The organism is Streptomyces sp. NBC_00009 (assembly GCF_045040855.1).
Classification (GTDB): Bacteria; Actinomycetota; Actinomycetes; order Streptomycetales; family Streptomycetaceae; genus Streptomyces; species Streptomyces aureus.
Genome location: NZ_CP108312.1, coordinates 2963467 through 2986491, shown reverse-complemented (window position 1 = coordinate 2986491; position 23025 = coordinate 2963467). Strand labels below are relative to the sequence as shown.

Sequence of the window (23025 nt, the reverse complement as noted above, 5' to 3'; positions counted from 1 at the left end):
CCCGGCCACCTAATCCTACGAGAGGCCGCACGTGAATCATTCCGAATTCGAAGGCGATGTGGTTGTGCGATCGGCATCAGCGAATCCGATCCCAGCTACGGGCGCCAAGCCGCGGCTGCAGGCCGGGGGCAATTCCGGCCGTGGGATCAACGTAGCCGCCTACGTCGCTGTGTGGTGTGGTGCGGTCTCCGTCGCCGTCCTCCTGCTGGCCTTGGCCGTTCGGCTGCCGTGGAACGGAGATCTGGGCCTGCACGCGGCCGTCATTGAAAGGCTGCGCGCGAATTTGCTGCACCCCGGCAACCCGATGGTCGACGCAGCAATCGAGAGTCCGTACTACTCGCCGTGGACGGTGCTTCAGGCACTCGTAGCGAAGGCGACGGGTCTCGGAACATTCACTGTGCTGCGCTTGGCCGCGCTCGTCAGTGTTGCCCTCCTGCTCAGCGGAATCTGGCGCTTCACTCGTGTGCTGAGCACCCACCGTGCGGCACCACCGGTAGCCCTGCTCTGTCTGACTCTGCTCTGGGGGCCGCCACTGTTCGCATGGAGCGGACTACTCGAACTCGGTTCGCTTGCCATCGCCATCTCCTACCCCTCCACCTTCATCGTCGCGCTCGCCTTCCATTTCTGGGCATCACTTCACAAAGCGCTGCGCCGGCCGGCGTCGTGGCTGCTGTTCACCGTGCTTGGTGCTCTGTGGGGCGTCATGCTGCTCGTTCACCAATTCAGCGGCATGATCGCAACCTTCGGCGCGGTGGCAGTGGTGGTCGCCGCGCGGCCTGGCCGAGAGATCTGGCTGCGGGTCATTGCCGGAATTCTTGCGGGCACAGTGGTAGCCCTCACCTGGCCGTACTACTCGCTCTTCGCACTGTTGGGGAATAACTCGCTCGATCCGTGGAGCGCGGCTCTGTACGAACACCTGCCGTCACGGCTGGTCTTGATGGTGCCCGGCGTTGTTGCCCTGTGGTTCAGGTTTATGAAAGACCGACGCGATCCGCTGGTGATCTTCTTTGTCCTGGGCGCAGCGACGGTCGGCTACGGCTGGTTGTTCGCACACTGGTCCTGGGGACGGGCATTGCCCGCAGTCCTCATCCCCGCGCAACTGGCCATCGCTCTCACCGTGGTCGCTGTGCCGAAGCGGGCTGTGCGAGAGACGTTGTGCGGACTCTTGGTGATCGCGTTCGCCTTTGGAGCCTGGACACAGTCCACTGCCCTTGGCTATGTCGTCGCGCCTGAGCATCTGCCGGCAGCGTTGCGGGAAAAGGCCTGGCCGTCGTGGCAGGGCTATGCCTGGACGAGGCGATGGGTGGGGTACGGCGAGACGGTGATGACATCGCAGGCCATCGCGTTTCAACTGCCCGCCCACGGTGCCTATACGGTGGCCCCGGCCTTCCCCGACCCTTTCCTGGACGACTCCCAGGCTCGCTGGGACGCGACCAATCTGTACTTCTCTCCGATTTCTTCCCGCAACGAACGGCTGGCGGCTCTGCATCGCTATCACGTCTCCTGGGTACTGCAGCAGCCCGGCCAGCAAGGCGGCCTGTCGCCTCTGGACCCGGCGCTCAGCAAAACGGCTACAGGACCTGGTGGTGAGGTGCTCTACCACGTGATCAGGTAATTCTTGGCGATAGGCTGACCAGCAGAACTACAGCCTCACCTCACCGCTTGACCCTGACCATCACTTCAGAGGATCCGCACCCAAATGACTTCGTCCGGGTCCCGCATCGGCAGACACCAGATCCCCGGTCTCCTCCTGATCATGGTCCCGGAGTCCCGGGACGGGATCGAGGCCGTCGCGGGGATGTCCGCGGAACAGGCCGTCTCGGGGGATCTCGGCTGGTTCGATCTCTACGACTTCCTGCGCGACGTGGTCTTCCGCGACCTGGTCCGGCCCGAGCTGCTCATACCCGAGGCGGAGCGTGACACCGAACTGCTCGGCCGCTGCGCCGAGTTCACCGAGAACCTGCTCCTGAACTCGACCCAGCCCGTGGCATCCGCCGCGTTCTACCAGCTGGTGGAGCCGCTGTACGCGAGTGAGGAACTCCTCGTCGCGGCCATCCCCCTGATGCAGCCGGAGATGCTGCGCGTCACGCTCGATGACATGGCAGCGGGCCGGCTTTCGGCACCTGCGCGCGCCGCGTTGGCGGATTACCTCCGCTGATCGCCGCGGAACCCATGCAACCTGTGGTGGAGGAGTTGGGCGGATTCTGAAGGGTGCGCCCGGAATGTCTTTCGGGTCGCGGGCGCGGGAGGGGCTCCTATATAAACGGGCCGCCTCCTCACACCAGCCCAGTCGAAGGGTCTCTTCGTGCTGCCCGTTTCCCGCTCCCGTACCGGAATCCTCACCGCAGGTGCCGTGCTCCTGCTGGCCGCCACCGCCGCGTGCGGGCACCAGGACAAGCCGGGGTCGTCCGGCGCGGACCAGGTGCGGGCCGAGGACGCCGGTGCCGCGTCCGCCCCGGCATCCACGTCCGCCTCGCCCTCCGCATCGAAGAAGTCGAAGAAGCCGAAGAAGGCGAGCCCGAGTGGCTCCGCCTCCGCCTCCGCCTCGAAGTCCGCCTCGGCCACGTCCTCCGCCGGTTCCCCGGCCAAGTCCGCCGCCACCGAGTCCAAGGCCCCCGCCCCGGGCTCCGCCCCCGACTTCCCCGTGCCCGTCGAGGTGGGCAACGCCACCCAGGTCATCACCGTGAAGTCCAGCGGCTCGTACGCGACCGTCACCGCATGGGCCAAGGGCGCCGCGGGATGGAAGCCGGTCGTCTCCACCAGCGCGGGACGCGTCGGCTCCAACGGCGTCGTCCCCGGCTCGACGCGGCGCCAGAGCACCTACACGACGCCGTCCGGCACGTACACCCTCACCGAGGGGTTCGGTGTCGAGGCGGGCGGTACCAACATGCCGTACACGCGCGTCGACTCCACGCAGTGGTGGGTCGAGGACCCGGAGTCGAAGTTCTACAACTCGATGCACACCGCAGCCGGCGCGGACTTCCCGCTCACCGAGAGCGGCGACCGCGGCAGCGAGCACCTGATCAACTACCCGACGCAGTACGCCAAGGCGCTCGTCATCAACTTCAACCGCTGGCCCGCCGTGCCCGGGCGCGGCGCGGGCATCTTCCTCCACGTCAACGGCTCGGGCGCGACCGCGGGCTGCGTCTCCGTGCCGCGCGCCACGATGGACCGCATCATGAGCTGGGTTCAGCCGGGCGCGCATCCGCGCATCGCGATCGGCTGACGGCCCGGGGCCGGAAGACCGGGCACCCGGTCCGCTCCTCCGCGCAGCGGTCCAGCACGACGCACAGTCGCCTCAAAGGTTGTACGGCCTTCACTGATTGGTCATGTGAGAAGCGACATGTGTGTGACGCGTGATGCTTACGTGGCGTCATCCGCTGGGCCAGGCAGGGGAGTTGCGAAGGCTGTTCCCCGAACTGGACGAGGAGCGGACACCATGGGTGTGGGCCACAAACCTGAGTCGAATGCGGCGGAAATGCGGCGGCACGCCGCGGGATTCGTCGCACACGCCACCGCGCGCAACCGGCTGCCGCTCGACTACACCGTCGCCAGCCTCCGCGTCGCGGACTTCCTCATCGACGGCCTGCGTAAAGGGACTTCGGACCGGGCGTCGGTCGCGGGGGCCCTGTTCGGTATCGGCGCGTACGCGGGTGAGGTGCTGGTGCGGCGGGCCGGCGCCGTGTGGGTCGACTTCGACGAAGCCCAGCGGGCCTACTTCGGCCAGCCCGTGGGCGTCCGCATGCCCGACGGGCGCGTGTGGAACCCCCTCGGCAAGGTCGTCAACCGCTTCGAACTCGGCCGCGAGGAATCCCTCCAGACCTTCTACCTGACCCTCCACGGACGAGGCGGCGACCGCGGGAAGGACAAGACCTGCGCCGCCCTGTGACATGTGTGCCCAGTGACATTTCCGTGGGCCGTGACGCTGATGACCATGGGGGCATGGACGCATCGATCTGTGCCGCGTCGGGTCAGTACGCAGACGTACGAAGAGGACAACGGTTGGGCCAGGGTGGGGAGCCCCGTCGCACGCACGCGCGCGACGAGGAGCTGGGCATGGCCGTGGCGCGGGCGCAGGAGGGGGACGAGGCCGCCTTCGCGGTCGCGTACCGGCTTGTGCAGCCCGGTCTCCTCGGATATCTGCGCGGCCTCGTCGGCGACGAGGCCGAGGACGTGGCCTCCGACGCGTGGCTGGAGATAGCCCGCGACCTCGGACGCTTCCGCGGGGACGGCGCCGGGTTCCGCGGCTGGACCGCCACCATCGCCCGGCACCGCGCCCTCGACCTGCTGCGCCGCCAGAAGGTGCGCCCGCGCCCCTCCGGCCTCGAACAGGACATGCTCGAACTCCCCGGCACCCACAGCACGTCCGACCAGGCCCTCGAGACGATCTCCACCGCAGAGGCGCTCACGCTGATCAGCGCCCTCCCGCGCGACCAGGCCGAGGCGGTGCTGCTGCGCATCGTTGTCGGACTCGACGGACCCTCTGCCGCGCGCGTCCTCGGCAAGCGCCCCGGCGCCGTGCGGACCGCCGCGTACCGCGGCCTCAAGAAGCTCGCGGACCGGCTCGGCGCGCGAGGTGTGACGGATGACGGCCCCACAACGCTGGGGGAGTCGAGATGACTGACAACCCACTCAGGCAGGACCACGGGCCGGCCGGCCCGGAAGGAGCCGGAGGCTTCGAGACTCTGCTCGCCGCCGCCGTACGCTCGGCGGAACAGCGGGACGGCGCCCAGGAACGGGCCGTCGCCGCGTTCCGCGAGGCCCGCGACCAGGGAGCCCATTCGGCCAGGACGCGACGCCGCGACGACTGGCGTCCGCGCCCCCGGGGCCTCGCCCGCTGGTCACTGCGCACCACCGTGGGCACGCTGGTCGCGGGCGTCACGCTGGGCGGCGTCGCGATGGCCGGGATCGGCGCGGTCGGGGACGCCCCGGGCGACGATGCCGAACAGCGGCCGACGTCCAGGCGGAGCGCCTCCAGCGCCCCCGGGCGGCCCACGCCCGAGCAGGTCGGTCCACCCGCCACGGTGCCCGCCCCGTCCCGCGCGCCGGGCCCGACGTCCGCCGGCCACCCGGACCAGGCCGGTGACACCCTCGCCAAGTGCCACGCGTACGCATCCGTACGGGGCCGGGGCCGGGGCGAGGCGCTCGACTCGCCCGCCTGGCAGCGTTTCCTCGCGGAGGCGGGCGGAGAGGCGTCCGTGGACGCGTACTGCGCGGCGGAGCGGGCCCGCCAGGAGACCGGCAACGGCAGCAACGACAGCAACGGCAGCGACAAGGCGGCCGGCGGGAAAGCCGACGGTCAGGAGAACGGGCAGCCGAGCCCGAAGCCGAGCCGGGCCAAGAATCCCAAGAATTAGCTGAACCCCAAGAAGCAGGGGAGTCCCAGCAAGTAAGGGTGCGGGGGCCGCACCGGCACGCCTCGGCGTGCACACCCCGAAGGGCACCGCCGGGACGGCCGAGGCCGCCACCCCCCACAGGAGAGGCCCCGGCCGTCGCGCGGTACGGGCCGCGCGGCGGCCCGTACTACCTTCAGCGCCGCGCGTGCGGTTTCTGTCACACCGCGTTGCGTCACGTGCTAGTTGCGGGTTGTACCAAACGTGGACGGGGAGCCGTATCAGGCCGTAGCGTGCTGGTTCGCGTCGGTGAGCGGCGCAGGGTTTAAGCGCAAGGGTGGCGCAGTGCTGGGGGACGACGCGGAGCTGACGGCCGCGGTGCATGCGGCGCAGGACGGGGACGAGACCGCGTTCCGGACTGTGTACCGCGCGGTGCATCCACGCCTGCTCGGGTACGTACGGACACTTGTCGGTGAACCGGATGCGGAGGACGTCGCGTCCGAGGCCTGGCTGCAGATCGCCCGGGACCTCGACCGGTTCAGCGGCGACGCCGACCGCTTCCGCGGCTGGGCCGCACGCATAGCCCGTAACCGCGCCCTCGACCACATACGGATGCGGGGACGCCGGCCCGCCATAGGCGGTGACGAGACCGAGCTCACCGGCCGAGCCGCGACATCCGACACCGCCGACGAGGCGATGGAACTCCTCGCCACCGGTGACACGCTCGCGCTCATCGCCCAGCTTCCGCAGGACCAGGCCGAGGCCGTCGTCCTGCGCGTCGTCGTCGGGCTCGACGCGAAGAGCGCCGCCCAGACCCTGGGCAAGCGTCCGGGCGCCGTCAGGACCGCAGCGCACCGCGGCCTCAAGCGCCTCGCCGAGCTGCTCGGCGCCGAGGGTTCGCATGTGCAGACGGCGCACGCGGGCCGGGACGGCACGCTCGACGCCGTACCGCCCCCGAGAGAGCCGCGCGGGCACGCGGTGACGTCCGCCGGTGTGACGCATTCGCGGACGCGGACGCAGAAGGACATGTGATGGCCGACGAGCACAACAAGTGGCTGGACCGGGACGCGGCCGAGCGTCTGCTGCGCGGTGAGCCCCTGGAAGCCGTCGACGCAGCCACCCGCGCTCGGGCCGCCCGCCTCGCCGGGACACTCGACGCACTTGCCGTGACACGCGTAGACGGAGGCGAGCTGCCGGGCGAGGCGGCCGCGTTGGCCGCGTTCCGCAAGGCGCACGAATCCGTCGCGGAGGAGCCCGGCGCGGCGGCCCTGAAGGCACGCCGTGCCAGGCACCGCGGGGCTCTCGCCCCGGTCTCCTCGCTCCACGGAGCCGTGGGCCGGGAGAGCGACGCGAACGCAAATGCCGACGCCGACGCGCTCGCCGCTTCCGACGTCGGCAGTGTCCGCCTCGCGAGACCCGGCGCGCGGCCCGTCCGCTGGGGGCGCCCGGTGCGCTTCGGGATGGCCGCCGCGCTCGCCGGATGCATGATCGGCGGCGTCGCCGTCGCGGCCGGAACCGGAGTGCTCCCGTCGCCGTTCGGCGGTCCCAGCGAACCCGGGCCCGCCGCCAGCGTCTCCGCCGCCGCGTCTCCCGAACAGCCCCTCACCTCACCGTCGCCCGACATCTCGGAGACCGACGGCGGACGCTCGGGCAGCGCCGTGCCCGACGGCCACTCGCACGCGCCGGGCTCGGGCGCCCCGTCCCAGGACGACACGGCGGGCCGGCCCGGCCGGGCGACGACGCAGCCCGGCACCGGCCTGCGCGAATCGGACGCCGCGGACCGGGAGGCCTGGCGGCAGCACCTGGTCGACGCCTGCCGCAAGTATCGCAGCGGCACCCTGAGCGACTCCGAGGAGGAGCGCCTCAGGGCCGCCGCGAAGCGCATCGCCACGAAGAAGCGGGACCGTGACCCCGACCGGTTCTGCGCCCGGGTCCTCGAAGAGGCCGACGACTCCGGCAGCGGGGACGACGGCGGCAACAAGAACGACGACATGAACAGCGGCAAGGACGGCGACGAGGACAGCCAGAACGGCGAGGACTCCGGCGTCAGCGGCGCCGTGCCTTCCGCCTCGTGGGTCCCGTCCGATCCGGGCGACGCCGCCTCGGGCACCGGGCCGACGACGCCGTCCGCGACGGCCTCGGCCTCGTACAGTGCCGCGGCCGCGCAGCCCTGAGCCCGTCCTGACCTGCGGGAACAAAGAATTTCCCAGGCGGGTGTGACGTTTTTGGACGGCATGGCGCAGTAACAAGTGAGCCGACTGGTCATCGGCCGTGCACGAGCCGCGGGTTCCCCCCGTACCTTCGGCTCTGTGCCACTGGCGCGGGCGGGACACGTTCCCCCGGTCCCGCCCGCGCCCCACTCCCTCTCGCCACCTGTGCGCAGGTCACCAGTAGACGACGACCTTGTCGCCGTTGCGGACCTGTGCGAACAGCGACGCGATCTTCCTCTCGTCCCTCACGTTCACGCACCCGTGCGACGCCCCGCTGTAGCCGCGGGCCGCGAAGTCCGCCGAGTAGTGCACCGCTTGGCCGCCGCTGAAGAACATCGCGTACGGCATGGCCGTGTGGAAGATCGTCGAGACGTGGTGCCGGGACTTCCAGTACACGCTGAAGACGCCCTCGCGGGTGGGTGTGAACTGCGAGCCGAACCGCACGTCCGTGGTCATCAGCGCCTTGCCGTCGATCATCCACGTCAGCGTGCGGCTGGTCTTGCTGATGCAGACGACGCGGCCCGTCATGCAGCGCGGGTCCGGCTTCGCCGCGGGCTGCCCGCCGGACGCGTACAGCTCGTCGCGCGTCGGGGCGTGCGTCATCTTCACAAGACGCGCCCAGGTCACCGTGTCCGTGTTCCCCGTGCGCGGCAGGCCCCGCTTGCCCTGGAAGCCCTCGACCGCCTTGGTCGTCGCCGGGCCGTACTTTCCGTTCGGCCCCTCGAAGAGCCACGCGATCTGCCGCAGCCTGGCCTGGAGTTCGCGCACCTTGCCGCCGCTCGCGCCGCGCGCCATGAGGACCTTCGGCGGCGGCGTCGGTCTGACCGACGGGGTGCGGGAGGGGGACGGACCCGGCCCCTTCGCGTCGTCCGGTCTCTTCGCGTCGTCGGACGGGGCCGGTGGCGCCGAGGCGTTCGCCTTCGGCGGCGGCTGCTTGCCTCCGCTGTCGACGGCCCCTGCCCTGCAGCCGCCGACCAGGGCGATGACCCCGGCGACGGCGAGTGATCCACGCATGACGGTCGCACGCATCCGGGCCCCCGCAGTCTCGCCACTAGTCCGATGTGCCAACAGAGATGATTCCCGCGCGCGTCCGGTTGCGAACTCGGCGTAAGTGCCGCGCATTGTGGGATGGAGAAACGTGACGGACGCGCTGTGAGCAAGGTCCCAGCATGCGGCTCTCCACCGCGAGCAGGCGCGCCGCTACAGTCCGTCGCGGGGGTCGAACCGACTGGCAAGTAACAACCGAGCTGGAGGCACAACCATGGCGCGCGAGTCTGAGTCAGGACTGCCCATCGAGCCGGTCTACGGCCCCGATTCGCTGGCCGACTGGAACGCGGCCGAGAAGCTCGGCGAGCCCGGAAAGTACCCGTACACGCGGGGCGTCTACCCGTCGATGTACACCGGCCGCCCGTGGACGATGCGCCAGTACGCCGGCTTCGGCACCGCCGTCGAGTCCAACGCCCGCTACAAGCAGCTCATCGCCAACGGCACGATGGGCCTGTCGGTCGCCTTCGACCTGCCCACCCAGATGGGCCACGACTCGGACGCCCCGATCGCGTCCGGTGAGGTCGGCAAGGTCGGCGTGGCCATCGACTCGATCGACGACATGCGGATCCTGTTCGGCGGCATCCCGCTCGACAAGGTGTCCACGTCGATGACGATCAACGCCCCGGCGGCGCTGCTCCTGCTCATGTACCAGCTCGTCGGCGAGGAGCAGGGCGTCCCCGCGGACCAGCTGACCGGCACGATCCAGAACGACGTGCTGAAGGAGTACATCGCGCGGGGCACGTACATCTTCCCGCCGAAGCCCTCCCTGAGGCTGATCGCCGACATCTTCAAGTACTGCAAGGCCGAGATCCCGAAGTGGAACACCATCTCGATCTCCGGCTACCACATGGCCGAGGCCGGTGCCTCGCCCGCGCAGGAGATCGCGTTCACGCTCGCGGACGGCATCGAGTACGTGCGCACGGCCGTCGCGGCCGGCATGGACGTCGACGACTTCGCGCCGCGCCTGTCCTTCTTCTTCGTGGCCCGGACGACGATCCTGGAGGAGGTCGCCAAGTTCCGCGCGGCCCGCCGGATCTGGGCCAAGGTCATGAAGGAGGAGTTCGGCGCGAAGAACCCCAAGTCGCTGATGCTCCGCTTCCACACCCAGACCGCGGGCGTGCAGCTCACCGCCCAGCAGCCCGAGGTCAACCTCGTCCGCGTCGCCGTCCAGGGCCTCGGCGCCGTGCTCGGCGGCACGCAGTCGCTGCACACGAACTCCTTCGACGAGGCCATCGCGCTGCCGACCGACAAGTCCGCGCGCCTCGCCCTGCGCACCCAGCAGGTCCTCGCCTACGAGACCGACGTGACCGCCACCGTCGACCCGTTCGCCGGGTCGTACGTCGTCGAGAAGATGACGGACGACGTGGAGGCCGCCGCCCTCGAACTCATGACGAAGGTCGAGGACCTCGGTGGCGCGGTCAACGCCATCGAGCACGGCTTCCAGAAGAACGAGATCGAGCGCTCCGCGTACCGCATCGCGCAGGAGACCGACTCCGGCGAGCGCGTCGTGGTCGGCGTCAACCGCTACCAGCTCGACGCCGAGGAGCCGTACGAGCCGCTGCGGGTCGACCCGGCGATCGAGGCGCAGCAGGCCGACCGCCTCGCCAAGTTGCGCGCCGAGCGGGACCAGGAGGCCGTGGACGCTGCGCTCGCGGCGCTGAAGAAGGCCGCGGAGAGCGACGCGGACACAGCCAACGTCCTCTACCCGATGAAGGACGCCCTGCGCGCCCGCGCCACCGTCGGCGAGGTCTGCAACGCGCTGCGCGACGTGTGGGGCACGTACATCCCGACCGACGCGTTCTGAGGCCGTGGTCCGAGGCCGCGTTCTGAGGCCGCGTATCAGCCTCTGACCAGGGAGTGTCGTATAGCCCTATAGGCGTGCGACACTCCCTTTCATGCTCGGTGTCATCAATCTCCCGACCTATCTGGCCGGTCTCGTCCTCATCGTCCTGCTCCCAGGACCGAACTCTCTCTACGTGCTCTCCGTGGCCGCCCGCAAAGGCATACGCACCGGATACGCGGCCGCCGCGGGTGTCTTCACCGGGGACACGGTCCTGATGACACTGGCCGCGCTCGGCGCGGCCTCCGTGCTGCAGACGACGCCCGTGCTCTTCCTCGTCGTGAAGTACGCCGGAGCGGGCTATCTGACGTGGATGGCGATCGGCATGATCCGGTCGGCGCGGGCCCTGTGGAAGCAGCGCGGTGGGCCCGTCGTGGAGAGCGAGAAGCAGCCGGTCACCGGGAGCGGTGACGAGCACCCGTACCGCCGCGCCCTGATCGTCAGCCTCTTCAACCCGAAGGCGATCCTCTTCCTGATCTCCTTCTTCGTTCAGTTCGTGGACCCCGGTTACGCCTACCCGGCGCTGTCCTTCGTGGTCCTCGGCGGACTGCTCCAGACCGCGAGCTTCCTCTACCTCTCCACCCTGATCTTCAGCGGGACCCGCCTGGCCGGCGCCTTCCGGCGCCGCAAGCGGCTCTCGGCGGGCGCGACCACTGCGGCGGGCGTGCTGTTCCTGGGCTTCGCGGTGAAGCTGTCCCTCGCGGGGGCCTGAGGCCCCGGGCTGCTTTCGGCCTAGCCCCTACGGGCGCGGCGCACGGCCCGGGTGACCACCGGTGGTGTCAGGTCCACGGCGATACGGCGGGCAAGGCTCCGCCTGCGTACGGGGACCGGCTGCGGGGCGGGGGCGGCCTTCGGTTCCTCCGGCACCTCCACGTGGTGGCGGGAGCGCGGGGAGGCGGGCGCCTTGACCGCCTTCGACTTCACGCGGATCAGGCGGTGTCCGGCCGCCTGCTGCACGCTCAGGGCGATGTCGTCGCGCTCCCTGAGCATGTCGAGGAGCTCGTCCTGGAGGGGCGCGGGGTCCTCCCAAGTGGCGTACATCTTCTGGGTGCTCAGGCACAGCGGGCGCAGGCCGCGGTTGAGCACGGCCTCCCACGCGGCGACGGAGACGCCCGGCGTGTGCTCGGAGCGGAAGTCGTCCAGGACGACGATGCCGCCCGGGCCGAGCAGCTCGCGCGCCGCGCCGATGTCGCCGTACACGTGCTCGTAGAGGTGCGAGGCGTCGATGTGGACGAAGCGGCAGGAGCCGGGGTCGACCTCGGCGGAGATCACGGAGCTGGGCGCCTGGACGACCTTCGGCAGCTCGTCGTGGAACGAGAGGTAGTTCTCCTCGAAGGCCTGCCGGGTCAGTGAGGCGTACGACTTGGTGGCCTCGGCCCGGTTCGCCTCGTCCGGGGCGTCGCCCTCGAACAGGTCGCACACGGTGAATTTCTCGGCGCCGTCCAGGTGGTGTCCGAGAAGCACCGCGCTCTTGCCCATGTAGACGCCGAGCTCCAGCAGATCGCCGCGGACCTCGTGCCGCGCCTGCCGTTCGAGGAACCAGGTGAACAGGAGTCGGTCGAGCGGGGGAAACCAGCCGGGTACGTCGTCGAGGTCGATCGGGCGCCGGGCGGTGGTGTGCACAGCAGTCATGGGACGCGAACCTATGAGCTACTGATCGGCAGGGTCAAGGCGCTCACAGATCGCATCCGCCAACTGTGCAGCAAACTCCACAGGGCATGAATCCTCAGTGAATCCTGGCGGAAGCGGGGTTCAGGCGTTTGCGCAGGAAAGGTGCAAGCGGCTTCTCGACGAAGCGGTTCAGGAGCCACGCGAGGGTGAGCATCGCGGCCACCGTGAGGGTGAACGTCGCGGCCGACGGCAGCCCGAGACGCCGGTGCAGCACCTCGATCGTCACCCAGCCCAGATGCTCGTGGACCAGGTAGAACGGGTACGTCAGCGCACCGGCGACCGTCAGCCACCCCCAGTTGACCCGGTTCAGCAGCCCGAGCGCGATCGCGCCGACGGCCACAAAACCGAGCGTCACTATCAGGATGATCGTTCCCGACCCGCGGTACGAGAAGAAGTGAGGATTCGGTGCGTGCCACAGTGCGGCCACCGCGTAGTGCTGACCGATCAGCCAGCTCACGAGGACGATGCCCCACGCGGTCATGTCGCGGCGGTCGAGGTGGAGCAGATACAGGCCGACGCCGCCGATGAAGTAGGGCGCGTACTCCGGCATCAGGATGACCTCGAGGGCCGGCTCGCCGGACGCCTGGGTGATCGCGGCGGCCAGCGTCCACACGGCGCAGAACAGCACGATGCGGCGCCGGTTCGCGCCCGGCAGGACGACGCACAGGGCGAACAGCGCGTAGAAGCGGACCTCGGCCCACAGCGTCCAGCACACGCCGAGGACCCGGTCCACGCCGAGCGGCTGCTGAAGCATCGTCAGATTGAGGAGCGCGTCACTGGGCGAGACCGCCTTGTACGCGACCACGGGCAGCGCGAAGACCGCCGTCACCAGGATCACGGCCGCCCAGTACGACGGCAGCAGACGGGACGCGCGCGAGGCGAAGAACGAGCGCAGGGGCTTGCCCCAGCCGCTCATACAGATCACGAAGCCGCTGATGACGAAGAAGATCTGCACCCCGAGGCAGCCGTAGGCGAACAACTGGTGCAGTGAAGGGAATTGGACTTTCGGCGACGTGCCCCACGCCTGGGACACCTCACCGTCGCGGCCGCCGTAGTGGTACGCGGCGACCATCAGGGCGGCTATGAGCCGTAGTCCGTCCAGGGCTCTCAGCCGCGGTGCGTGCGCGCCGGAGCGCGCGGTCCGCACCGTGGCGTCCGCTCCCGGGGAAAGCTTCGGGAGCGTCGTCTCTGAAGTACTCATCCGAGGGCTGCCCGCTTGAACGAGCGCGCGCGGCGGGCGACTCGGCGCACCGTCGCGTTGCGCGGAATGAACGCGAGCTGGGCCGGGACGGCGCCGGGCAGCGCGAGGGACGTGAGCCGGCGGCGCTTGAAGTAGCGCCACGTGTGGTCGTTCAGACGCGTGGAGAGGTAGCGCTCGGCCGCCGCCCGCAGCTTCGGGTAGATCTTCGGCTGCATCGCGAAGCCGACCGCGCGCACCAGCTGGTTCAGCTCGGCGGTCGCCGTGCCGGACTCCTGCGCGGTGACGGCCGCCTGCTCCGACAGCTCCGGCAGCAGCGCGTCCACGATCGTGACCGGGACGCGGTTGCTGTTCTGGTAGGGCGCGAGGCGGTCGAGGAGGGTGCCGGTGCCGATGCGGGCGACCGGGATGCCGTAGAACGCGGACGCGGTAAGGAGTGCCGTCGAGAAGCAGCCGACCACCAGGGCCGGGCGCATCCGCTGGTACAGGACCTCGGCGAGCACGGGCGTGTCGAGGACGGTGAGTTCGGCGCCGAGCTTCTCCGCCTCCGCCTCCAGCGTGCGCGACCAGGTGGCCGGCGCCGTCGGATGGGGCTTGAAGACGATCCGCGTGTGGCCGAGGGCGACCGCACCGCGCATCATCCGCACATGCAGGTCCTCCTCCTCCTGTGCGGTGAGGATGTCGAGCGCGGACAGGTACTGCCCGAGCAGCACGGCCGGTTCGGGCCCGACGGGCGGCAACTCGCCGCTCACATCGCCCAGTTCGGCCAGCACCTTCACGAAGACGTCCGTCGGGACGACCTCGGGCTCCACGCCGAACTCCGTGAGGAGCAACGGCTTCAGGTCCGGCACGAGGTCCAGATGCAGCAGCCGCCGTACGCGCGTGCCGACCAGCGGGTCGATCTTGTTGCGGGTGGGGCCGTAGCTCATCAGGCCGTCCGCGTACACGTCGACGGGGACGCCGGTGAAGATCTGCGCCACCGCCATCGCCGGGTTGACCTGGATCGACTCCACGGCCAGCTCGACGTCGTCGTCGCCCAGATCCCAGGCGAGACGCAGATGGCGCTCCCACAGCGGTACGTCGTCCAGGCGCGGGGCCCAGCCGCCCGGGTGGAACGGCGCGATGGTCTCGTTCCACGACACGACGTCGTCGAAGCGGCCGCGCAGCCGCTCGAAGCCCGGCATCTCGTCGACGGCGGGCGTCGTCTCCGGGGTCGCCGCGTTGTTGGCGACGAGCAGGATGCGCCGGTCCGCGGGCGCGAAGCAGTCCGCGTCGAGGGCCGCGGCGAGCGTCGCGGTCCCGTACAGCGTGGAGGCGAAGAAGATCTGCGTGGTCACGCGGCAGCCACCCCCGCCGCGGCGGGGCGGCGCCGCAGCCGGCGCAGGCGCGTCGCCCGCTGCACGTCCATCGAGTCGAGCGCGTCGTCGAGCACGTCCTGCGGCATGCGCTTCAGCGCCGCGGAACTCATTGTCTTCAATTTGCGCGCCACTGCCGGTTCGAACCTTTCGATGGATCCCAAGTGGTGGGAAATAATCGCGCAGTACGTACGGACGGCCTTCGGCAGAAGTTTTTCCGCGTCCTTGTCCTGCGCCGTTTCGGCCACCACCTGGTCGAACGCCTTGATGAAATCGAGCTGCCGGACATCGCCGATCTGCGTCAGTGACGACGCGACACCGCGCCGGTAGAAAACCCCGAGAAGTCCCACCGCGGCAAAGGATTTCGCCTCGCGGTGCAGCCGCCAGATCCACGGCCGGTCCTCGGCCGTACGCAGGCCGTCGGTGAAGTGGAGGAGGCCGGCGTCGGCGAGCCGGCGGTGATACATACCGGCCCACGCGTACGCGTAGTCGACGGACGTCGAGCGGTCGGCGGGCAGGATCGCCTCGCGCGGATCCATGACGACACCGCGCCTGCCGGTCGGCACGCGGTGGACGGTGCGGGCCCGCGCGGTGCACTGGACATGGTCCGTGCGGACGAAGTCGCAGCCCAGGCCCTCGATGGAGGCGAGGAGTCGCTCGTAGTATCCGGGGGCGAGCCAGTCGTCGCCGTCCAGGAATGTCAGGTACTCACCGCGCGACGCGTCGAGTCCGGTGTTGCGCGCGGTGGCCAGGCCTCCGTTCTTTTCGTGTCTGACCAGGACTGCGCCGGGCAGCTCGCGCTCGGCGCGCGCGAGAATGTCCGGGGTCTCGTCCTTCGAACAGTCGTCGACGAGAATGAATTCGAAGTCGTCGCGCGCGTTGGCGCGAAGACTTCTGAGGGTGTCGGGCGCGTATTGCTGCACGTTGTAGAACGGCACGATGACGGAGAGCTTGACCACGTGAAGGACGCTAGGCGGCGGCCCGGCATTCGTCTTTACCGATGGTGAGATGTCAGGTGAACGACGCGTGGCGGAATAGTGAACCCGCCTGCTTCCCGCCTGCTTCCCGGCCGGATTCGCCATTCGTCGGTGCGCTGTTAACCGTTTGTTGCACTCCGGTTGGGCCGCGGTCCCACATCGCTTCCTAGCTTCTTCGGTGTGCCAGCAAGTACCTCTGAGACCCGACGGGTCGCCGTGCTCGCGGACTCCGACACCCGGTGGAAGTGGGGCGCGCTCACCGCGCGCCGCCTCACCACCGACGAGAGCCCGCTCAACGGATTCCTCCTGCGCGGCCGGGCCACCCCCACACCCCGCCAACTCGACGAAGTCGGCGTCCGCGCCGACAGCCTCGACGAAGTCACCGCCGTCGAATTCCTGCGCCGCATGGAGCAGGACGCCGACCGGTACGACGTCGTCGTCCTCGCCCTCGTCGGCGGCGCCGTCCAGGCCATGCTCCACGGCCTCGCGCGGGCCTGGCAGGGCCGGGCGAAGCGGCCCGTCGTCGTCACCGGATACGTGGGCGTCGTCTACGAGAAGCTCGCCGACGGACTGCTCCTGCGGCACGGCGCCGACCTCGTCCTCGCCAACTCCCGCCACGACGCGGAACGTTTCCGCGCCGTGTACGAGGGTGTGGACGCCGACGCCTCCTCGGTGACCGAGTGCGCGCTGCCGTTCCTCGGCGGCACGCCCTACGAGGAGAAGCACGACCCGTACACGGTCGTCTTCGCCGCGCAGCCCTCCGTACCGGACACCCCCGCCGACCGCGCCTACCTGCTCAAGCGGCTCGTCGGACACGCCCGGCTGCACCCCGAGCGCGAGGTACTGCTCAAGCTGCGCAGCAAGCCCGGCGAGCACACCACGCACATCGAAGAGGCGCCCTACCAGAAGCTCGCCCAGCGGATCGACGGCGGACTGCCCGCCAACTGCCGCCTCGTCTACGGGCACATGGGCGAGGTACTCGACCGCACCGACCTCCTGGTCACCGTCAGCTCGACGGCCGCGCTCGAAGCCCTGCACCGGCGCATCCCCACCGCGCTGCTCACCGACCTCGGGGTGCGCGAGGCGCTCGGCAACCACCACTTCACCGGCTCCGGGTGCCTCGCCTCCTGGGACCAGCTCGACGCGGGCCACCTGCCGAAGGCCGACGAGGAGTGGGTGGCACGCCAGGGCGTCGCGGCCGACGGCACGTACGACACCGCCTTCGACACGGCCCGCGCCCGGGTCACCGGCCTCACCGGAGCCGACCGGCTCCCGCCCCTGGCCCCCTACTACAGCCTCACCACCGCCCCCGGCTATCTGCCGCGCATCCTCGCCCGCCACCACCTCGCCCCCGACGGGACGCCGCTGCCCGGCGCACCCGCCGCCGGCAAGGAGCCCGGCCCCGTCCGGCAGATCGTGCGCCGCGCCGCCCGTGGCGCCTACCGGCACGGAGTGCAGCGCGTGGCGCCCGTCATCCGGCGGATGGGCGAGCTGTGAACGCCCGTACCCCTCAAGGAGACCTGATGACCAACCCGGAAGCGGGCACAGCGGCACCGGTCCGCCGCGTCCTCGCCGTGATCCCCGCCCGTGGCGGCTCCAAGGGAGTGCCCGCCAAGAACCTCGCCCCGGTCGGCGGCGTGCCCCTCGTGGCCCGCACCGTCCGCGAGTGCCGCGCCACCCGGCTCGTCACGGACGTCGTGGTCTCCACCGACGACGCCGCGATCGCCGCCGCGGCCCGCGAGGCGGGAGCCGAGGTCGTCCTGCGGCCGGCCGCCATCGCCGGCGACAAGTCGAGCTCGGAGGCGGCCGTGCTGCACGCCCTCGACGCCCACGAGGCCCTCCAGGGCGCAGCGGTCGACGTCGTGCTCCTCGTCCAGTGCACCAGCCCCTTCATCGTCCGCGAGGACATCGACGGCGTCGTCAACGCGATCGTCGAGAAGGGCGCCGACACGGCCCTGACCGTCGCCCCCTTCCACGGTTTCGTGTGGCGCGACGCCGATGACGAGCCGGCCGCGCCCGCCGCGGTCGAGCGCGCCGCCGTCGAAGGCGGCACGGACACGCTTCTCGCCCCCGCGGCCACCAGCGGCGGCTACGGCGTCAACCACGACAAGTCCTTCCGCCAGATGCGCCAGGACCGCCCCCAGGACCTCCTGGAGACCGGCGCGGTCTACGCCATGGACGCGAGCGGCTTCCGCGAGGCCAAGCACCGCTTCTTCGGCCGCACGGAACTCGTCCGCACCGACCCCGCGCGGGTCCTGGAGATCGACGACCCGCACGACCTCAACCGGGCCAGGGCGCTTGCCCCGCTGTTTGACGCTTCACGCCCCGGCTCCCTCCCGACCGCCGAAGACATCGACGCGGTCGTCCTCGACTTCGACGGCACCCAGACCGATGACAAGGTGCTGATCGACTCCGACGGACGGGAGTTCGTCACCGTGCACCGCGGTGACGGCCTCGGCATCGCGGCCCTGCGCAAGTCGGGCCTGCCGCTGCTGATCCTGTCCACGGAACAGAACCCGGTCGTAGCCGCCCGGGCCAGGAAGCTCCAGATCCCGGTCCTGCACGGCATCGACCGCAAGGACCTCGCACTCAAGCAGTGGTGCGAGGAGCAGGGCATCGCGCCCGAGCGCGTGCTCTACGTCGGCAACGACGTCAACGACCTCCCGTGCTTCGGCCTTGTCGGCTGGCCCGTGGCGGTCGCGAGCGCCCACGACGTCGTACGAGGCGCCGCGCGCGCGGTCACCACTCTCCCCGGTGGTGACGGCGCGATCCGAGAGATCGCCACCTGGATCCTCGGCCCTTCTCTCGACTCCCTCAACAAGTAAGGAACTCCCCAGTCATGAGCACCAACTCCCGCCTGCGCACGTTCGGTTCGAAGACGGCCGGCCCCGGTCAGCCCGTGTACATCACCGGCGAGATCGGCATCAACCACAACGGCGACCTCGACAACGCCTTCAAGCTGATCGACGTGGCCGCCGAGGCCGGCTGCGACGCCGTCAAGTTCCAGAAGCGCACCCCCGAGATCTGCACCCCGCGCGACCAGTGGGACATCGAGCGCGACACCCCCTGGGGTCGCATGACGTACATCGACTACCGCCACCGCGTCGAGTTCGGCGAGGACGAGTACCGCCAGATCGACGAGCACTGCAAGAAGCGCGGCATCGACTGGTTCGCCTCCCCGTGGGACACCGAGGCCGTCGCCTTCCTGGAGAAGTTCGACATCCCGGCCCACAAGGTCGCCTCCGCGTCGCTCACCGACGACGAACTGCTCCGCTCGCTGCGCGCCACCGGCCGCACGGTCATCCTGTCCACCGGCATGTCGACCCCGAAGCAGATCCGCCACGCGGTCGAGGTCCTCGGCTCGGACAACATCCTGATGTGCCACGCCACGTCGACGTACCCGTCGGTGGCCGAGGAGCTCAACCTCCGCGTCATCAACACCCTCCAGGCCGAGTACCCGAACGTCCCGATCGGCTACTCCGGCCACGAGACCGGCCTGCAGACCACGCTCGCCGCGGTCGCCCTCGGCGCCACCTTCGTCGAGCGCCACATCACCCTCGACCGCGCCATGTGGGGCTCCGACCAGGCCGCCTCCGTCGAGCCGCAGGGCCTCACCCGCCTCGTGCGCGACATCCGCACCATCGAGGCGTCCCTCGGTGACGGCGTCAAGAAGGTCTACGAGTCGGAGCTCGGCCCGATGAAGAAGCTCCGCCGCGTCGCGGGCGTCGTCGCCGAGTCGGAGATCGCCGTCGCCGCGGGCGAGCCGGTCGGCGTCTGACCGTCCGACGTCCGCCCGTGTGGGCCGGCGCCCGACCCGGCGCCGGCCCACGGGCCCCAACCCCCCACAGGTCCCTCGGAGGGCCCATGTCGCCCATGTCAGCAGCACGCTCCGGACGCCGCTCCGGAACCCTGTGTTTCGTGGAGAGCCCCGTCCAGCTCCTCAACGTCCTGGAATGGGCGCATCGCGCCGAGAGCACCGACACGACGGACCGGATCACCCTGGTCGTCCTGTCGCCCACGGACCCCATGACCCGCGGCCAGCTGCGCCGCATGGCCGAACTCGCCCGCGACGAGGGCCACACCGTCCGCTGGGAAGAGGCACGCGGCGGCGCCACGGCGCCCTTCCACACCATCGGCGGACTCGCGGGCGCGCTGCGCAAGGCCGCCCGCATCGTCATCGGCGACCCGTTCTCCCGCTACGTGCAGCTCCTGCTGACGATCACCCGGGCCGCCGAACTCGTCGTCGTCGACGACGGCACCGCGACCATGGAGTTCGTCTCCCAGCTCGCCCGCGGTGAGCGCCTCGTGCGCTGGCACCGCCGCGGCGGCCGCCCCGGACCGCGCGACGTCGTCTTCGCACCCGTCTCCGCCGCCGCCCGCCGCCGCCTCACCCCCGACGGCACCCGCCGCACCGTCGAGGTCTTCTCGGCCATGCCGATCGACTCAGTCCCCGACGGTGTCCGCGTCACCCGCAACGACTTCACCTGGACCCGCGCCCGCTTCGGCCCGCCCCGCATGACGAAGGGCGCCGACCTCGTCGGCACGTCCCTCGTCGAGACCGGCGTCGTCGACCCGGACCGCTACCTGGAGGCCGTCCAGGCCCTTGCCCGCGCCCACGGCGCGACCCGCTACTTCGCCCACCGCCGCGAGAGCTCGGACAAGCTGCACCGCCTCGCCACCGAGACCGGCCTCGAAGTGGTCCGCCCCGACCTCCCCCTCGAACTGATCGCCCGCCGCGGCCCCATCGGCCGTACGATCCTCAGCTTCCCCTCGACGGTCGTCCACACCCTGCCCCTGGCGCTCGCCGGCACCGAGGTCCGCGTCGCCGTCTGCGACATCGACCCCGCGTGGCTGACGGAGAACGCCTCACCGCGCGCCCAGGGCTTCCTCTCCGGGGTCACCGGCACCGCACGCGACGTACACCGCCTCGCCTCGGTCGCCCCGGCGATGTGAGCCCCAGCTCCCGGGATCTTGGCCAGAGCTTGGTGATCGCATAGCCATCCGAAGGGCAACGCGACGGGGTGCCGGTCGGTCAGAATCACCGCAGCCCCCACTCCGCATCCGTTCAGAGCGCCCAGAGGAACCCGTGACACACCCCCGGCACCGCCTGTCCAAGAGACGCCGCTACCTCGCCATGTCCGCCGCAGGCGTGGCACTGGCCGCCACCGGAGCGATCGTGGCCCAGTCCGCGACAGCCACCACCCTGCCCGCGGCCAAGACGTACACCGGCCGCGCCTTCGACACCTGCACGGCCCCCTCCCTCTCCGCCATGAAGGCCTGGAAGACCGGCTTCTACGGCGCCGCCGCCGTCTACGTGGGCGGCAAGAACCGCGGCTGCGCCCAGCCCAACCTCACCGCCTCGTGGGTGAAGTCGGTCAGCGCCTCCGGCTGGAAACTGATCCCGCTCTACGTGGGCGCCCAGCCGCCCTGCCAGTCCGGCGCGAACCCCGAGAAGATGACCGCCACCACGGCCGCCTCGCTCGGCGCCACGGACGGCGCCGACGCCGTCACCAAGGCCGCCGCCCTCGGCATGAAGAGCGGCTCCCCGCTCTACCTGGACATGGAGTCGTACGACACCACCAACACGTCCTGCAACAACGCGGTCCTCACCTACGTCCGCGCCTGGGACAAGGCCGTGCACGCCAAGAACTACCGGACCGGCTTCTATGGCTTCCGCAGCTCCAGCGCGAAGGCCGTCGCCACGACGACGAACCGCACCGACATGCCGGACATCCTCTGGTACGCCCTGTGGGACAAGGTCAACACCACGACGTCCGACTGGCCCTTCGCCTCCACCCTGTGGACGGGCCACCGCCGCGCCCACCAGTACATGGTGAACAGCAAGGAGTCCCGCGGCGGTTACACGATCACCGTGGACCGCGACGCGTGGGACGCGCCGGTAGCGATCGTCGGGTAGCTGAGGCCGGTGGGGGGTAGCGGGGGGTATGAAAGAGATGTCTTACCCCCCGTACGGGTAGGCCATGCGAGCCGGGCCCGAGTTTCTTACCCCAATTCGATTGAACTTTTGTTGATCGTGGGGCGGTTGCCCCCCGCCCCGGCCTACCCTTCAAAGGGTGAACCAATCGATGTCCCGAGGGTCCGAGGCCGGTCAGCCCGCGGAAGTGGTCCCCGCAGGAGCGCTGCCCGGCACGCTGTCCGAAGAGCTCCGTGCCGAACTGATCGCCTTCCGGCGTGACTTGCACATGCACCCCGAGCTCGGCAACCAGGAGTTCCGCACGACGGCGGCGATCAGGGCCCGCCTCGAGAAGGCCGGACTCACGCCACGCATCCTGGACATCGGCACCGGACTCGTCTGCGACATCGGCACCGAGGACGGGGAGTGGCGGGGCGGGCGCCCCATGCTCGCCCTGCGTGCCGACATCGACGCGCTCCCCATCCCGGACACCAAGGCGAGCTGCGCCTACCGCTCCACCGTGCCCGGCCGGGCCCACGCCTGCGGTCACGACGTGCACACGACGGTCGTGCTCGGGGCGGGCCTGGTCCTCGCCGAGCTGCACCGGCAGGGCCGGCTCCCGCACCCCGTACGCCTGATCTTCCAGCCCGCCGAGGAGGTGCTGCCCGGCGGCGCCCCCGACGCCATCGAGTCGGGCGTCCTCGAAGGCGTCGGGTCGATCATCGGCGTGCACTGCGACCCGAAGGTCGACGCGGGCCGGATCGGACTGCGGCAGGGCGCGATCACCTCGGCCTGCGACCGTCTCGAGGTCGCGCTCGACGGGCCCGGCGGGCACACCGCGCGCCCCCACCTCACCACCGACCTCGTGACCGCCGCCGCGAAGGTGGCCACCGAGGTCCCCGCGCTCGTCGCCCGCCGCATCGACGCCCGTTCGGGCCTCGCCGTGACCTGGGGCCGTATCGAATCCGGCCACGCGTGCAACGTGATCCCGCAGCACGCCGAGCTGTCGGGCACCGTCCGCTGCCTCGACCTGGAGGCGTGGCGGCAGGCGCCCGACCTGGTGCACGGCGCGATCCAGGAGATCGCCGACCTCTACCGCGCCAAGTCGGAGATCAACTACATCCGCGGGGTGCCGCCCGTGGTCAACGACCCGGACGTCACCGATCTGCTGCACAAGGCCATGACCACCCGCCGCGGCCCCCACTCCGTCGAGGACACCCAGCAGAGCCTGGGCGGCGAGGACTTCTCCTGGTATCTGGAGCACGTCCCCGGCGCGATGGCCCGCCTCGGGGTGCGCACCCCCGGCGAGCGCGGCGGACGCGACCTGCACCAGGGCGACTTCGACGCGGACGAGTCGGCGATCACCGTCGGAGTGGAGCTGTTCACGGCGGCGGCGCTGATGGACGGGGCCGCCCGGGAGCAGGGGGAGTGAACCGGTGCGGGGAAAGGGTCGGTGTGGGCGGCACGTAACCCACCCGAC

At 70.5% G+C, this 23025-nt stretch carries 21 protein-coding genes; 16 read left to right on the top strand and 5 right to left on the bottom strand.

Annotation, left to right across the window (positions count from 1 at the left end):
- Positions 1–31: 31 nt before the first annotated feature.
- The 8 genes from OHA58_RS13245 to OHA58_RS13210 all read left to right on the top strand — a co-directional run bounded on the left by OHA58_RS13245 (position 32) and on the right by OHA58_RS13210 (position 7507).
- Entirely contained in the window at positions 32–1615 is a 1584-nt protein-coding gene (locus OHA58_RS13245) for a hypothetical protein (RefSeq protein ID WP_405478883.1), read from the top strand.
- A gap of 84 nt (positions 1616–1699) precedes the next feature.
- Positions 1700–2158 carry a hypothetical protein gene (locus tag OHA58_RS13240; RefSeq protein ID WP_405478882.1) on the top strand — a complete coding sequence of 153 codons (459 nt, stop codon included), beginning with the start codon at positions 1700–1702 and terminating at the stop codon, positions 2156–2158.
- Between the two features lie 147 nt (positions 2159–2305).
- Complete coding sequence (locus tag OHA58_RS13235) at positions 2306–3226, top strand: L,D-transpeptidase family protein (protein ID WP_405478881.1); 921 nt, start codon at positions 2306–2308, stop codon at positions 3224–3226.
- Positions 3227–3439: 213 nt separating this feature from the next.
- Entirely contained in the window at positions 3440–3889 is a 450-nt protein-coding gene (locus tag OHA58_RS13230; RefSeq protein WP_405478880.1) for a hypothetical protein, read from the top strand.
- Positions 3890–4002: 113 nt separating this feature from the next.
- Positions 4003–4620 (top strand): RNA polymerase sigma factor, encoded by a 618-nt coding sequence (locus tag OHA58_RS13225; RefSeq protein ID WP_405484948.1) that lies wholly within the window; start codon positions 4003–4005, stop codon positions 4618–4620.
- On the top strand, positions 4617–5357 hold the full coding sequence (locus OHA58_RS13220; RefSeq protein WP_405478879.1) for a hypothetical protein: 741 nt from the start codon (positions 4617–4619) through the stop codon (positions 5355–5357). The genes OHA58_RS13225 and OHA58_RS13220 overlap by 4 nt, the downstream gene beginning before the upstream one ends.
- A gap of 321 nt (positions 5358–5678) precedes the next feature.
- Positions 5679–6365 carry an RNA polymerase sigma factor gene (locus OHA58_RS13215; protein ID WP_405478878.1) on the top strand — a complete coding sequence of 229 codons (687 nt, stop codon included), beginning with the start codon at positions 5679–5681 and terminating at the stop codon, positions 6363–6365.
- Complete coding sequence (locus tag OHA58_RS13210) at positions 6365–7507, top strand: hypothetical protein (protein ID WP_405478877.1); 1143 nt, start codon at positions 6365–6367, stop codon at positions 7505–7507. Before OHA58_RS13215 ends, OHA58_RS13210 begins: the two co-directional genes overlap by 1 nt.
- Before the next feature lie 210 nt (positions 7508–7717).
- On the opposite strand, the gene OHA58_RS13205 is transcribed toward OHA58_RS13210, so the two are convergent.
- Entirely contained in the window at positions 7718–8557 is an 840-nt protein-coding gene (locus OHA58_RS13205) for a L,D-transpeptidase family protein (RefSeq protein WP_405478876.1), read from the bottom strand.
- Between the two features lie 247 nt (positions 8558–8804).
- Between OHA58_RS13205 and OHA58_RS13200 the strand changes: the two genes are divergently transcribed.
- Together OHA58_RS13200 and leuE are read left to right on the top strand one after the other, a co-directional pair.
- Complete coding sequence (locus tag OHA58_RS13200) at positions 8805–10394, top strand: methylmalonyl-CoA mutase (RefSeq protein WP_405478875.1); 1590 nt, start codon at positions 8805–8807, stop codon at positions 10392–10394.
- Positions 10395–10485: 91 nt separating this feature from the next.
- Positions 10486–11142, top strand: a complete 657-nt coding sequence (gene leuE, locus OHA58_RS13195) for a leucine efflux protein LeuE (protein WP_405478874.1) — start codon at positions 10486–10488, stop codon at positions 11140–11142.
- Positions 11143–11162: 20 nt separating this feature from the next.
- Here leuE and OHA58_RS13190 read toward each other — a convergent pair whose 3' ends face one another.
- The 4 genes from OHA58_RS13190 to OHA58_RS13175 all read right to left on the bottom strand — a co-directional run bounded on the left by OHA58_RS13190 (position 11163) and on the right by OHA58_RS13175 (position 15613).
- Positions 11163–12062, bottom strand: a complete 900-nt coding sequence (locus OHA58_RS13190; RefSeq protein WP_405478873.1) for a class I SAM-dependent methyltransferase — start codon at positions 12060–12062, stop codon at positions 11163–11165.
- 94 nt (positions 12063–12156) lie between these two features.
- Positions 12157–13302 (bottom strand): acyltransferase family protein, encoded by a 1146-nt coding sequence (locus OHA58_RS13185; protein ID WP_405478872.1) that lies wholly within the window; start codon positions 13300–13302, stop codon positions 12157–12159.
- Positions 13299–14636 carry a polysialyltransferase family glycosyltransferase gene (locus OHA58_RS13180; RefSeq protein ID WP_405478871.1) on the bottom strand — a complete coding sequence of 446 codons (1338 nt, stop codon included), beginning with the start codon at positions 14634–14636 and terminating at the stop codon, positions 13299–13301. Before OHA58_RS13180 ends, OHA58_RS13185 begins: the two co-directional genes overlap by 4 nt.
- A complete protein-coding gene (locus tag OHA58_RS13175) occupies positions 14633–15613 on the bottom strand; it encodes a glycosyltransferase family 2 protein (RefSeq protein ID WP_116510712.1) in 981 nt (326 codons plus the stop codon). Before OHA58_RS13175 ends, OHA58_RS13180 begins: the two co-directional genes overlap by 4 nt.
- A gap of 198 nt (positions 15614–15811) precedes the next feature.
- Here OHA58_RS13175 and OHA58_RS13170 point away from each other — a divergent pair, with 198 nt between their 5' ends.
- The 6 genes from OHA58_RS13170 to OHA58_RS13145 all read left to right on the top strand — a co-directional run bounded on the left by OHA58_RS13170 (position 15812) and on the right by OHA58_RS13145 (position 22977).
- Entirely contained in the window at positions 15812–17128 is a 1317-nt protein-coding gene (locus OHA58_RS13170; protein WP_405478870.1) for a DUF6716 putative glycosyltransferase, read from the top strand.
- Positions 17129–17154: 26 nt separating this feature from the next.
- On the top strand, positions 17155–18456 hold the full coding sequence (locus OHA58_RS13165; RefSeq protein ID WP_405478869.1) for a cytidylyltransferase domain-containing protein: 1302 nt from the start codon (positions 17155–17157) through the stop codon (positions 18454–18456).
- A 14-nt stretch (positions 18457–18470) separates the two neighbouring features.
- On the top strand, positions 18471–19409 hold the full coding sequence (locus OHA58_RS13160) for an N-acetylneuraminate synthase family protein (protein WP_405478868.1): 939 nt from the start codon (positions 18471–18473) through the stop codon (positions 19407–19409).
- An 86-nt stretch (positions 19410–19495) separates the two neighbouring features.
- On the top strand, positions 19496–20584 hold the full coding sequence (locus tag OHA58_RS13155; RefSeq protein WP_405478867.1) for a hypothetical protein: 1089 nt from the start codon (positions 19496–19498) through the stop codon (positions 20582–20584).
- A gap of 181 nt (positions 20585–20765) precedes the next feature.
- Positions 20766–21548 (top strand): glycoside hydrolase domain-containing protein, encoded by a 783-nt coding sequence (locus tag OHA58_RS13150; RefSeq protein WP_405484946.1) that lies wholly within the window; start codon positions 20766–20768, stop codon positions 21546–21548.
- A 169-nt stretch (positions 21549–21717) separates the two neighbouring features.
- Complete coding sequence (locus OHA58_RS13145; RefSeq protein WP_405484944.1) at positions 21718–22977, top strand: M20 family metallopeptidase; 1260 nt, start codon at positions 21718–21720, stop codon at positions 22975–22977.
- Positions 22978–23025 lie beyond the last annotated feature (48 nt).

Bases quoted from the DNA above. Each gene is read 5' to 3' on its own strand.
- OHA58_RS13240 (WP_405478882.1), top strand. From the start codon at position 1,700: ATGACTTCGTCCGGGTCCCGCATCGGCAGACACCAGATCCCCGGTCTC.
- OHA58_RS13230 (WP_405478880.1), top strand. From the start codon at position 3,440: ATGGGTGTGGGCCACAAACCTGAGTCGAATGCGGCGGAAATGCGGCGG.
- OHA58_RS13220 (WP_405478879.1), top strand. From the start codon at position 4,617: ATGACTGACAACCCACTCAGGCAGGACCACGGGCCGGCCGGCCCGGAA.
- OHA58_RS13210 (WP_405478877.1), top strand. From the start codon at position 6,365: ATGGCCGACGAGCACAACAAGTGGCTGGACCGGGACGCGGCCGAGCGT.
- OHA58_RS13205 (WP_405478876.1), bottom strand. From the start codon at position 8,557: ATGCGTGGATCACTCGCCGTCGCCGGGGTCATCGCCCTGGTCGGCGGC.
- OHA58_RS13200 (WP_405478875.1), top strand. From the start codon at position 8,805: ATGGCGCGCGAGTCTGAGTCAGGACTGCCCATCGAGCCGGTCTACGGC.
- leuE (WP_405478874.1), top strand. From the start codon at position 10,486: ATGCTCGGTGTCATCAATCTCCCGACCTATCTGGCCGGTCTCGTCCTC.
- OHA58_RS13190 (WP_405478873.1), bottom strand. From the start codon at position 12,062: ATGACTGCTGTGCACACCACCGCCCGGCGCCCGATCGACCTCGACGAC.
- OHA58_RS13185 (WP_405478872.1), bottom strand. From the start codon at position 13,302: ATGAGTACTTCAGAGACGACGCTCCCGAAGCTTTCCCCGGGAGCGGAC.
- OHA58_RS13165 (WP_405478869.1), top strand. From the start codon at position 17,155: ATGACCAACCCGGAAGCGGGCACAGCGGCACCGGTCCGCCGCGTCCTC.
- OHA58_RS13160 (WP_405478868.1), top strand. From the start codon at position 18,471: ATGAGCACCAACTCCCGCCTGCGCACGTTCGGTTCGAAGACGGCCGGC.
- OHA58_RS13155 (WP_405478867.1), top strand. From the start codon at position 19,496: ATGTCGCCCATGTCAGCAGCACGCTCCGGACGCCGCTCCGGAACCCTG.
- OHA58_RS13150 (WP_405484946.1), top strand. From the start codon at position 20,766: ATGTCCGCCGCAGGCGTGGCACTGGCCGCCACCGGAGCGATCGTGGCC.
- OHA58_RS13145 (WP_405484944.1), top strand. From the start codon at position 21,718: ATGTCCCGAGGGTCCGAGGCCGGTCAGCCCGCGGAAGTGGTCCCCGCA.